This window comes from Roseovarius halophilus (ex Wu et al. 2025), from assembly GCF_047086965.1.
The window spans coordinates 1-11,106 of sequence record NZ_JBKOTX010000180.1 but is presented as its reverse complement, the minus strand read 5'-3'; the positions used below and the strand labels follow the sequence as shown (position 1 = coordinate 11,106).

Below are 11,106 nucleotides of genomic sequence, written 5' to 3'. Positions count from 1 at the left end.
ATGACGGTGTCGTTGCCCTCGCCCGCGCCGATGGCGTCGTCGCCCGCGCCGCCATCCACCGTGTCCTGCCCGGTGCCGCCGCCGAGGCTGTCGTCGCCCGCGCCGCCGGTGACGGTGTCGTCGTTGAACCCGGCGCCCATCGTGTCGTTGCCGGTATCGCCCGCCAGCGTGTCGTTGCCCGCGCCGCCATTGACGATGTCGTCGTCGGCGCCGCCCGCGGCATCGTCGTCGCCCTGGCCCGCGCCGATCGTGTCGCGGCCCGGGCCACCGTCGATCACGTCATTGCCCAGCCCGCCGCCGATATTGTCGCGCCCGGCGCCGCCGTCGATCACGTCGTCGCCGTCGGACCCGGCAATCTGGTCATCGCCGTCACCGCCCGTCAGCGTGTCATTGCCCGCCCCGCCGGCGATCGCGTCGTCAAGGGGCGTGCCGGTCAGGCTGTCGTCGCCATCGGTGCCGATGAGCGTCTCGCCCACCGGGTCGTCCGCGTCCAGCAACTCGTCGGCGCTGACGGGGCCGTCGGCGAAGTCGAACATCTCCACGTCGATGAACAGGTCGGCCCCGTCCGGGGTCTCGATCCGCAGCCCGTCGCCCGTTTCGGTCACAACCGCATCGGCGCGCGCGGCGGCGATGACCGCGCTGTCGGTGCCCGCCCCGCCATCGACCGTGTCGTCCCCGGCACCGCCCGAAAGCGTGTCATCACCGGCCTCGCCCTCAAGATTGTTTGCCGCGGCATCACCTGCCAGCATGTCGCCGAAGTCGGTTCCGCGCACCGCTTCAATACCGGTCAGGCTGACATCGTAGGGCGTGGACCCGGAAACGCCCTGCACGGTTCCGGCCACCAGATCGGCCTGCAAACCGCTGTCAAAGATAGTGCGGTCAAAACGGATGATATCGAACCCGCCGCCGCCGTCGAGCGTGTCGTTGCCAAGGCGTGTTATGAAGGATTCGTCGGCATCGCTGCCAAGAATGGAATCGTCATTGTCGCTGGCGCGAATTTCCCAAGGGCTGCCATTGATCGTGTCGGTGAAACCGTCATGCGTGACAGTACCATTGACCAGATCAGCAACAATCGGACCTTCATTCACGTATTGGATGCGCACAAATCCATCGCCAGAGATGTTGATCGTGTCGTCGCCGGCACGCCCTGCAACCTGCATCCACTGTTCGCTGTCCGTTGTCAGGTTGAAGACGTCATCCTCAGTCGATCCTTCAATGCCGAAGCCCCCGGTCGTGAAGCCCGAATCCAGCGGATTGACGATATCAAGATAGGTATCCGTGCCCTGTGCGCCCTTGTCGACGCTGGCGGTATTGGCGACCCCGTCGATATCGGCCACGATCCCCGAGCCGGAACCGTCAAGCTGGAAATACCGTGTCGTTGCAAAACTTGTCAGTGTTTCGGCGAAATCGACCGTGTCGTTGCCGGAGCCGGTGTTGAAAAAGTCGAACCCGGACCGGCCGCCAGCATCGCCGGGATCGATCAGGTCATCGCCGTCCCCGCCCAAAAGCTGATCACTGCCTTCGCCGCCCCTGAGGGTGTCGTTGCCGGCGCCGCCCTCGATCCGGTCATCGCCGTCGCCCGCCTCGACCGTGTCGTCGCCGTCCTGCGCCCGGATCCTCTGACCCGTGTCATCGCCCGTGATCCTGTCATCGAAGCTCGACCCGCGCAGCCCCCAGATGGTGCCGTTCAGTGTATCCGAGAACGTGTCGTGGCCGATTTCCCCGGTCGTCAGGTCCGCTGTCACCGCGCCACCGTCGCGATAATCAAGCTGGACGAGACCGGTCCCGGACACGTTGAACGTGTCATTCCCCGCGTTGCCGCGCACGGTCATCCATTGTTCGCCATCCGGCGCGAGGTTGAAAATATCGTCTCCACTGCCGCCGCGTGCTGAAAGCCCACCCCCGGGCACCCATCCAGAAAAAAGCGGATTCTCGACGTCTATGATGGTGTCAATCGCCCCGGTGGGCACGTTCAAAACGCTTCCGGTGTTGGTCGCGCCGTCAATGGTCCATTCAAGCGCGCTGGTATCGCTGAAATCGCTGTAATCGATGATCACGAATCCGGTCTGGACATCGCTCAGGTCGATCGTGTCATCGCCCGCGCCCGGGGAAACGAAATCGAAATTGGTGTTATCGCCGGGATTGATCCGGTCCGCACCGTCACCGCCGTTCAGGACATCACTGCCGCCGTACCCGTTTATCGTGTCGTTGCCACCCGCACCCGAAATAGTATCGGCGTCATTGGTTCCCTCAAGCAGTTCGTCTGTATCATCACCCAGTATATCGACCATCATATGCTCCAGTCACGAAATAAACTTATGAGCAAGGTTAGCAGAAACGCCGTTTTCCTTCAAACGTAGCAGCGATCGGCGGTGCCGTTCATCGTCCGGGCGCCATGGATGCATTGCCGCAGCCGAACCCGCGCCAACGCGGCAGCATACATGCCTCTTGCCCCTTTTCCGCGGCTATCCTAGAACCTCAACCACTTTCATTCGGAGGCGCGTTTCATGCTCGATCTCACTTACGAAGCCCCCACACCCAAGGTGATCGCCGGGGCCAAGCATGACTGGGAGCTTGTCATCGGCATGGAGGTTCATGCCCAGGTGTCGTCCAACGCCAAGCTGTTCTCGGGGGCGTCCACCGAATTCGGGGCCGAGCCCAACTCGAACGTTTCTTTCGTGGATGCCGCCATGCCCGGCATGTTGCCGGTCGTCAACGAGTACTGCGTGGAACAGGCGGTCCGCACCGGTTTGGGCCTGAAAGCTGAGATAAACCTCTGGTCGGCTTTCGACCGCAAGAACTATTTCTACCCCGACCTGCCGCAGGGCTACCAGATCAGCCAGCTGTATCATCCCCTCGTCGGCGAGGGCGAGATACTGGTCGACATGGAACCGGGCATCGCCCGCAAGGTACGGATCGAGCGCATCCACATGGAGCAGGATGCGGGCAAGTCCATCCATGACATGGACCCGGCGATGTCGTTCGTGGACCTCAACCGTACGGGCGTCTGCCTGATGGAGATCGTGAGCCGCCCCGATATCCGCGGCCCCGAGGAGGCCGCCGCCTATGTCACGAAGCTGCGCCAGATCCTGCGGTATCTCGGCACGTGTGACGGCAACATGCAGAACGGCAACCTGCGCGCCGACGTGAACGTATCGGTCTGCCGCCCCGGCGCCTACGAGGCCTACATCGAGACGGGCGACCATTCCCATCTGGGCACGCGCTGCGAAATCAAGAACATGAACTCGATGCGGTTCATTCAGGCCGCGATCGACTTCGAGGCGCGCCGCCAGATCGCCATTGTCGAGGCCGGCGGCGAGGTCGAGCAGGAAACCCGGCTCTATGACCCCGACAAGGGAGAAACACGCTCCATGCGGTCAAAGGAAGAAGCGCATGATTACCGCTACTTCCCCGATCCCGACCTGCTGCCGCTCGAGATCGAACAGGACTGGGTGGACGGCATCAAGGCCAGCCTGCCCGAACTGCCCGACGAGAAGAAAGAGCGCTTCGTGCGCGACTACGGCGTCACCGAGTACGACGCCAGTGTCCTGACCGCCGATCGCGACCTTGCCGCCTATTTCGAGGAATCCGTGGGCGGCGGCGACGGCAAGCGCTGCGCAAACTGGATCATCAACGAGGTGCTGGGCCGCGCGAACAAGGCCGAGGTGGGCCCGCGGGAAATCGCCACGCCGCAGGCCAATGCCGAGATCCTTGCCATGGTCGCCAAGGACGAGATTTCGACAAAGATCGCCAAGCAGGTTCTGGAACTTCATGTCGAGACCGGGCGCGCCCCGGCCGAGATCGTCGAGGCGGAAGGGCTGAAACAGGTGACGGATACCGCCGCGATCGAGGCGGCGCTGGACCAGATCATCGCCGACAATCCCGCCCAAGTGGAAAAGGCGCAGACGAATCCCAAGCTGGCAGGTTGGTTCGTCGGTCAGGTCATGAAAGCCACCGGCGGCAAGGCCAATCCGAAGGCGGTGAACGAGATCGTCCAGAAGAAGCTCGGGGGCTGACAGGCCCTTGCGACATGCCGACCGGGGCGCGGTCGTCACGCAGTGGACGCCGCAGCGCAGCGGCACCGTCCAAGCCCGGTTTTGCCGGTCGCGTCGACGGGCCCGCAGGGTCGAACACTGCCCTGGGGCACGTCGCTCCGCCCGCGGGATGTTCATGTTCGCCTTGTTACCAACTGCTTTAAAATGGTAATTCCAAAATACCTACCGGAGTCAGCCACAGAAGTTGACAGACTGTCGCAGATTACCTCATGCTGACTCGTGTGACAGCCCCCGTTGAGGCGGGCCCACATAGCGCATCGATAAAGGAGGAATTTCCTCGCTGCCGATCGCTCGCAAGGGTGCCTCGGCGATGCGGCCGTCCGTGAAACCTAGATTTAGCCAGACGGTGCCGTGCCGGCGTGCGCGGGATCACCGTCAAACGGACCAAAGGGAGATATCTAGGAGCATTCTCAACCGGATCCTGACCGGAAGCGCGGCCGCGGCGGCCCTTCTGGCGAGCGTGGGCACGGCAAGCGCGGACACGTGGCGCTACGCCTTCGAGGAGGCCATGACCGACGTGCAGGGCCAGTTCGCCCAGAAGTTCAAGGAAGAGGTCGAGGCCAATTCCGACCACACGATCCAGCTGTTCCCGTACGGCACGCTGGGTGAATCCGCGGACATCATGGAACAGACCCAGGCAGGCATCCTGCAATTCGTGGACCAGTCGCCGGGCTTCACGGGCTCGCTGATCCCCGAGGCGCAGGTCTTCTTCGTGCCCTACCTGCTGCCCACCGACGAGGAAAAGCTCGCCCGGTTTTTCGAGAACTCGAAGGCGATCAACGGCATGTTCCCCGAACTCTACGCCGAACAGGGGCTGGAGCTTCTGACCATGTTCCCCGAAGGCGAAGTCGTCATGACAACCAAGGAGCCAGTCAAGGCGCCGTCGGACCTCAACGAGGTTAAGTTCCGGGTCATGACCAACCCGCTGCTGGTTGAAAGCTACCAGGCCTTCGGGGCGACGCCGACACCGCTGCCGTGGGGGGAAACCTATGGCGGTCTTCAGACCAACATCATCCAGGGCCAGGAAAACCCGATGTTCTGGGTCGAATCGACCAAGATGTACGAGGTGACCGACCATATCACCTTCACCGGGCATAACGTGTTCACCACGGCGGTGATGGCCAACCAGGATTTCTACGACGGCCTGCCCGAAGGTGAACAGCAGATGATCCGGGATGCCATGGACGTCGCGTTCGACTTCATCATCGAGTACCAGGACGGCCTGACGCAGGAGTCGCTGGACAAGATCAAGGAAGCCAAGCCCGAGATGACGGTAACACGTCTGTCCGAGGAGGAGCGCGCGCCGTTCAAGGCAGCGGCCGAGGACGTCGAGGCCAAGTTCATCGAGATGACCGGGGAGAGCGGCAAGGCGATCCTCGAACAGCTCAAGGCCGATCTCGCGGCGGTGCAGGACTAACCCGACACGCCCCGGATGCGCCCCCTGCGAGGGGCGCATTCCTTTTGGGCGCCAGTAATTTCCAACAGGGGGCAGGACAGTGACGAACGAAGAACGAGACTCCCAGCTTCAATCGCAGACGGACACGACCTCGGCCGATGACGCGCCGCTCGAGGTTTACCACTCCACGCTTCCGGGCTTTCTGGGCGTCATCGACACGGCGATCAGCCGGCTCGAGTCGGTGTTGCTGGCCGTGGGCGTGCTTCTGATGGCGCTGAACACGGTCTCGAACGTGATCGGCCGTTTCGTATTCCAGCAAAGCATCTTCTTTTCCGAGGAATTGAACCGCATCATCATCATTCTGATCACCTTCGCCGGTATTTCCTACGCCGCACGCCAGGGCCGCCATATCCGCATGTCTGCGATTTTCGACACCCTGCCCTCCAAGCCGCGCAAGGCACTCATGATCATCATCGCGATCGTCACGGCGGTCTTCATGCTGGGCCTTGCATGGTATTCGCTGCAATACGTCATGACGCAGGCGGATCGCGGGCGGGTTTTGCCGTCGTTGCAGATCCCGGTCTGGATCACCCTTGTCTGGGTGCCCGTTGGCTTCTTCATGACGGGGCTGCAGTACCTGCTGACGGCGATCAAGAACATACTGGAAAAAGACATCTACCTGTCTACCAACGTGCTCGAGGGGTACGATGAAAGCGAAGTGGAGATCTGACGCATGGCCATTACCATCTTCTCGATCATGATCGTCCTGCTCCTGCTTGGCTTTCCGATGATGATCCCGCTTATCGTCGGCGCATTCGTGGGTTTCATTTCGCTGTTTGGCGGGCTGGGCCAGATGGAAACCATGGTTCAACAGATGATGGCCGGTGTTCGGCCGGCGTCGCTGATCGCGGTACCGATGTTCATCTTCGCCGCCGACATCATGACACGCGGCCAGTCCGCCGGCCGGCTGATCGACATGGTAATGTCCTTCGTCGGGCATTTGCGCGGCGGGCTCGCGGTGTCGACGGCCGCCGCCTGCACGATGTTCGGCGCGGTTTCGGGCTCCACACAGGCTACCGTGGTCGCCATCGGCTCGCCCCTGCGGCCCCGCATGCTCAAGGCCGGCTACAAGGACAGCTTCGTGCTGGCCTTGATCGTGAATGCCTCGGACATCGCCTTCCTGATCCCGCCTTCGATCGGCATGATCATCTACGGCGTGGTGTCCAACACGTCGATCGCCGAGTTGTTCATCGCGGGTATCGGGCCGGGCCTGCTGATCCTCTTCCTGTTCTCGATCTATGCATGGATCTACGCAGTGCGGAACGGTGTCCCGACCGAGGAAAAGGCATCCTGGAGCGAGAGGTTCGCCACCGCGCGCCGCGCGCTATGGCCCCTGGGCTTTCCGGCGATCATCATTGGCGGAATCTACGGCGGCATCTTCTCGCCCACCGAGGCCGCGGCGGCCTGTGTCCTCTACGCGCTCATCCTCGAACTGCTGGTTTTTCGCCAAATCGACCTCAAGGGTGTTTATGAGACCGCCAAGTCCACCGGGCTGATCACCGCCGTGGTGTTCATCCTCGTCGGCGCCGGCACGGCCTTTTCGTGGGTGATTTCCTTTGCACAGATTCCACAGGCTATCCTAAGTGGCATCGGCATTGACCAGATGGGCCAGATCGGCGTACTGGTCGTGATCTCGATCGCGTTCTTCATCGGCTGCATGTTCGTTGATCCGATCGTGGTCATCCTGATCCTCGTTCCGATTTTCGCGCCGGTGGTCCAGAGCGTGGGGCTGGACCCCGTTCTCGTCGGCACGCTGATTACGCTTCAGGTCGCCGTCGGCTCCGCCACACCGCCCTTCGGGTGCGACATCTTCACGGCGATCGCTGTCTTCAAACGCCCTTACATGGACGTGATCCGGGGCACGCCCCCGTTCATCGTGATCCTGATAGGTGTGACGGCCGCGCTGATCTTCTTCCCGCAGATCGCCCTGTTCCTGCGTGATCTGGCCTTTGCCAAGTAGAAAGGAGACCGACATGTTCAATCGACTCCTGGTTCCCTTCGACGGCTCGGTCGGCGCGGAAGCGGCGCTGGACAAGGCCGCAGAGCTCGCAACGCTGTGCGGGGCCGAGTTGAACATCCTGACCGTCTACCGGCATCATTCGATGCTCGAGGCGTCCTTCTCGATGGTGCGGGCATCCGACCCCGGCAATATCGACGATGCCATGCAGGACCACGCGAAAGAGGTCGCCGAACACGCCAAGAACCGCGCCAAGGCAGCGGGCGTCGAGAAGGTGCGGGCTTTCGTGAAGGCCGGCCAACCCGCGCGAACCATCGTCAGTTTCGCGGACCAGCATGGAAATGACTGCATCGTCATCGGCAGCCGCGGAATGGGCTCGGTCGAGGGCTACCTTTTGGGCAGCGTGTCGCACAAGGTCACCGGGTTGTCCAAGGTACCGGTCCTCGTGGTGTGATCCGCACCACGGGAACGGCCCGGCCCCGCTGCCCCATCGGCCAATGCGCGCGCCGCCCGTCCGGCGCGCGCTTCCTTTTCAACCGGGGAACCCGAACCGCGCTACAGCGGCATTCCCGACAGCTTCGCCACCAGTTCGGCCAGTTTGCGCGCCCCGAACTTTTCGAGCAACCGGGCCCGGTAGATCTCGATCGTGCGATAGCTCAAGTCGAGTTCCCGGCCGATTTCCTTGGAAGTCAGGCCCCTGCACGTCAGTATCGCGACCTCGCGTTCGCGCGGCGTAAGGTTGATCAACGGGCGTTCGTCGGAAAGATCGGCGAAAGACCAGATGGAGCGGCCGAAAGGATCGCCCGGCGTCAGGGACTGCCCGCGCGCCCGACACCAGAACAGCGACCCGTCCCAGCGTTTCATCACGCGCTCGTCCTGATAATAGCCCGTCTCGCGCATCGCGGCCAACCCGCGCTGGCCGATCCGGTGGTAGTCCTCGGCGGAGGGGTAAAAATTGGCGAGCGGCATGTCGCCCAGATCCTCGGGCCGGGCACCGAAGGTCCGCGCGAAGCGCTGGTTGCATTGCCGTATGACCCGGTTTTCCAGAACGGCGAGCCCAACGGGCGCATGATCGAAGGCGAGATCCTTGACGGGCATGGTTCTTCCTGTTCCGCGCCGCGGGGCGGGCGCAAGACGTGCGGGTTGCGTCGCGTCCCGCAAGGCACTAGATGCAACGTCAAACGCGGTCGCAGCCTACCCGCTCAAAACAAGGACATACCCATGGAGACGTTAGTCATCTGCTCGGGCGGGCTCGATTCCGTTGTGCTTGCCCACAAGGTCGCGTCGGAGAACCGGCTCCGCGGCCTTCTTTCCTTCGATTACGGCCAGCGGCACGTGAAGGAAATCGCCTGCGCCGTCGCCTGTGCTGATCGGCTGGGCGTGCCGCACAAGGTCATTGATATCGGCGCGGTGGGCAAGGCGCTCAGCGGCTCGGCCTTGACGGACGACGTGGCGGTGCCCGACGGGCATTATGCCGAGGAAACGATGAAACTGACGATCGTGCCAAACCGCAACGCGATCATGCTGACCATCGCGTTCGGCATGGCCGCCGCGGAAAAGGCCGATGCGGTCGGCGCGGCGGTCCATGGCGGGGATCACTTCATCTACCCCGATTGCCGGCCCGGCTTCATCGACGCGTTTCAGGCCATGCAGGACAAGGCGCTTGAGGGTGTCGCCGACATCCGGCTCCACACCCCGTTCGTCACTGCATCGAAGGCAGACATCGTTGTCGAAGGCGCACGCCACGGCACCCCCTTTGCCGAGACGTGGTCGTGCTACAAAGGCGGTGACCTGCATTGCGGCCGCTGCGGCACCTGCGTGGAGCGGCGCGAAGCCTTCCATCTGGCCCGTGTCGAGGACCCTACCATTTACGCCGATCCCGATTACTGGCGCACCGCGGTGGAGGGTGCCTGATGTACCGGGTCACCAAGGAATTCCATTTCTCCGCATCGCACCAGATTTTCGGGCTGCCCGAGGGGCATCAATGCGCGCGCCTGCACGGGCACAACTACATCGTCGTGATTGAACTGACGGCAAACGACCTCACGCCACAGGGCTTCGTACGGGATTATCTCGATCTGGCCCCGTTGAAACGCTACATCGACGATGAGTTTGACCATCGTCACCTCAATGACGTACTGGGCGACGACATGGTCACGGCCGAGCATCTGGCCCGGCATTTCCACGACTGGTGCAAGGCACGTTGGCCCGAGGTCACGGCGGCCCGCGTGAGCGAAACGCCCAAGACATGGGCGGAATACCGGCCGTGACCACCAACGGGTCGATCCGCGTGTCCGAGATCTTCGGGCCGACCATCCAGGGCGAAGGGGCGCTGATCGGGGTGCCCACCGTGTTCGTGCGCACCGGTGGCTGTGATTTCCGGTGCAGCTGGTGCGACAGCCTGCACGCGGTGGACCCGGCGCATCGCGACAGTTGGGCGCCCATGACCCCCGAAGCCGTGATGGCCGACGTCAGGCAACTGTCGGTCGGGCAGCCCTTGACGGTCACCTTGTCGGGCGGCAACCCGGCGATCCAGCCTCTCGGACCGCTGATCGAGCTGGGGCACGCCCAGGGGTATCGCTTCGCGATGGAAACGCAGGGCTCCATCGTGCGCGACTGGTTCGCCGATCTGGACATGCTCGTGCTCAGCCCCAAGCCGCCATCGAGCGGGATGGCGACGGATTGGGACGCGTTGCGCGCCAGCGTCGTCGCCGGGGGGCCGGCACCTGCCGTGCTGAAGATCGTCGTTTTCGACGACGCCGATTATGCCTATGCGCGCGACGTGGCCACGCGACATCCGGACTTGCCGGTCTATCTGCAGCCGGGCAACCATACACCGCCGCCCCCCGGGGATGACAGTGCAACGGTCGATCAGGGCGGGATCGACGCGCGGATGCGCTGGCTGGTCGACAGGGTGACAGGGGACGGCTGGTTCGAGGCGCATGTCCTGCCGCAGTTGCATGTCATGCTCTGGGGCAACAAACGCGGTGTTTGAAAGGACTCACGATGAGCGACGAAACGATCTACAGCAGTCTGAAGCAACTTGGCAGCGAAAGCCGATGGCCGCAAAGCCCTGAGGAGGCCGAGCTGGAGCGCGTTGCGAATCCGCAGGCGGACGTGCAATACAATGTTCGCTTCACCGCGCCCGAGTTCACCTCGCTCTGCCCCATGACCGGGCAACCGGACTTCGCCCATCTGGTGATCGATTACGTCCCGGGTGACTGGCTGGTCGAGAGCAAGTCACTCAAGCTGTTTCTGGGCTCGTTCCGGAACCATGGCGCGTTCCACGAGGATTGCACGATCAGCATCGCGCGGCGGCTGGTGGATTTCCTGCACCCGCAATGGATGAGGATCGGCGGCTACTGGTATCCGCGCGGGGGGATCCCGATCGACGTTTTCTGGCAGACCGGCCCCTGCCCCGAGGGCGTATGGATACCCGATCAGGGGGTCCCCCCCTACCGGGGCCGGGGGTAACACGCCCCGCATAGTCGGTCGCGACGGCCTGCCTGCCGACAAGCGGCCGGGCCGGTTGCCCGGCACCGGCCGCGTCATCTCAGCGGTTCATCCTGTTTTCGACGAGGTCGTCGACGACGGAGGGGTCGGCGAGTGTTGATGTGTCGCCGAGGGCGCCGTGGTCG

At 63.1% G+C, this 11,106-nt stretch carries 11 protein-coding genes; 9 read left to right on the top strand and 2 right to left on the bottom strand.

Going from position 1 to position 11,106, the window contains the following annotated elements; genetic code table 11:
• Positions 1-2,291, bottom strand: a 2,291-nt coding sequence (locus tag ACH107_RS25420) for a calcium-binding protein (RefSeq protein WP_412508381.1), incomplete at its 3' end; no start/stop codon positions are given.
• A 216-nt stretch (positions 2,292-2,507) separates the two neighbouring features.
• Between ACH107_RS25420 and gatB the strand changes: the two genes are divergently transcribed.
• The 5 genes from gatB (at position 2,508) to ACH107_RS25395 (ending at position 7,922) form a co-directional block, all read left to right on the top strand.
• Positions 2,508-4,016: an Asp-tRNA(Asn)/Glu-tRNA(Gln) amidotransferase subunit GatB gene (gatB, locus tag ACH107_RS25415; protein ID WP_412508380.1), complete on the top strand. Its 1,509-nt coding sequence runs from the start codon at positions 2,508-2,510 to the stop codon at positions 4,014-4,016.
• Positions 4,017-4,461: 445 nt separating this feature from the next.
• Complete coding sequence (gene dctP / locus ACH107_RS25410; RefSeq protein ID WP_412508382.1) at positions 4,462-5,472, top strand: TRAP transporter substrate-binding protein DctP; 1,011 nt, start codon at positions 4,462-4,464, stop codon at positions 5,470-5,472.
• A gap of 79 nt (positions 5,473-5,551) precedes the next feature.
• On the top strand, positions 5,552-6,181 hold the full coding sequence (locus ACH107_RS25405; RefSeq protein WP_412508379.1) for a TRAP transporter small permease: 630 nt from the start codon (positions 5,552-5,554) through the stop codon (positions 6,179-6,181).
• 3 nt (positions 6,182-6,184) lie between these two features.
• Positions 6,185-7,471, top strand: a complete 1,287-nt coding sequence (locus ACH107_RS25400; RefSeq protein WP_412508377.1) for a TRAP transporter large permease — start codon at positions 6,185-6,187, stop codon at positions 7,469-7,471.
• Positions 7,472-7,484: 13 nt separating this feature from the next.
• A complete protein-coding gene (locus tag ACH107_RS25395) occupies positions 7,485-7,922 on the top strand; it encodes a universal stress protein (RefSeq protein ID WP_412508376.1) in 438 nt (145 codons plus the stop codon).
• 101 nt (positions 7,923-8,023) lie between these two features.
• Here the strand turns inward: ACH107_RS25395 and ACH107_RS25390 are convergent, their stop codons facing one another.
• Positions 8,024-8,566, bottom strand: a complete 543-nt coding sequence (locus ACH107_RS25390; RefSeq protein WP_412508375.1) for a LuxR C-terminal-related transcriptional regulator — start codon at positions 8,564-8,566, stop codon at positions 8,024-8,026.
• Positions 8,567-8,689: 123 nt separating this feature from the next.
• Between ACH107_RS25390 and queC the strand changes: the two genes are divergently transcribed.
• From queC to queF, 4 genes are read left to right on the top strand one after another with little or no spacing between them, the layout of a single operon-like run.
• On the top strand, positions 8,690-9,382 hold the full coding sequence (gene queC / locus ACH107_RS25385; RefSeq protein ID WP_412508373.1) for a 7-cyano-7-deazaguanine synthase QueC: 693 nt from the start codon (positions 8,690-8,692) through the stop codon (positions 9,380-9,382).
• Positions 9,382-9,738 carry a 6-pyruvoyl trahydropterin synthase family protein gene (locus tag ACH107_RS25380; RefSeq protein WP_412508372.1) on the top strand — a complete coding sequence of 119 codons (357 nt, stop codon included), beginning with the start codon at positions 9,382-9,384 and terminating at the stop codon, positions 9,736-9,738. Before queC ends, ACH107_RS25380 begins: the two co-directional genes overlap by 1 nt.
• Positions 9,717-10,463, top strand: coding sequence for a 7-carboxy-7-deazaguanine synthase QueE (gene queE / locus ACH107_RS25375; RefSeq protein WP_412508371.1), 747 nt, complete (start codon positions 9,717-9,719; stop codon positions 10,461-10,463). Before ACH107_RS25380 ends, queE begins: the two co-directional genes overlap by 22 nt.
• Positions 10,464-10,474: 11 nt before the next feature.
• The gene (queF, locus tag ACH107_RS25370) at positions 10,475-10,942 is read left to right on the top strand and encodes a preQ(1) synthase (protein ID WP_412508369.1); all 468 of its coding nucleotides are present in this window, start codon (positions 10,475-10,477) and stop codon (positions 10,940-10,942) included.
• Positions 10,943-11,106 lie beyond the last annotated feature (164 nt).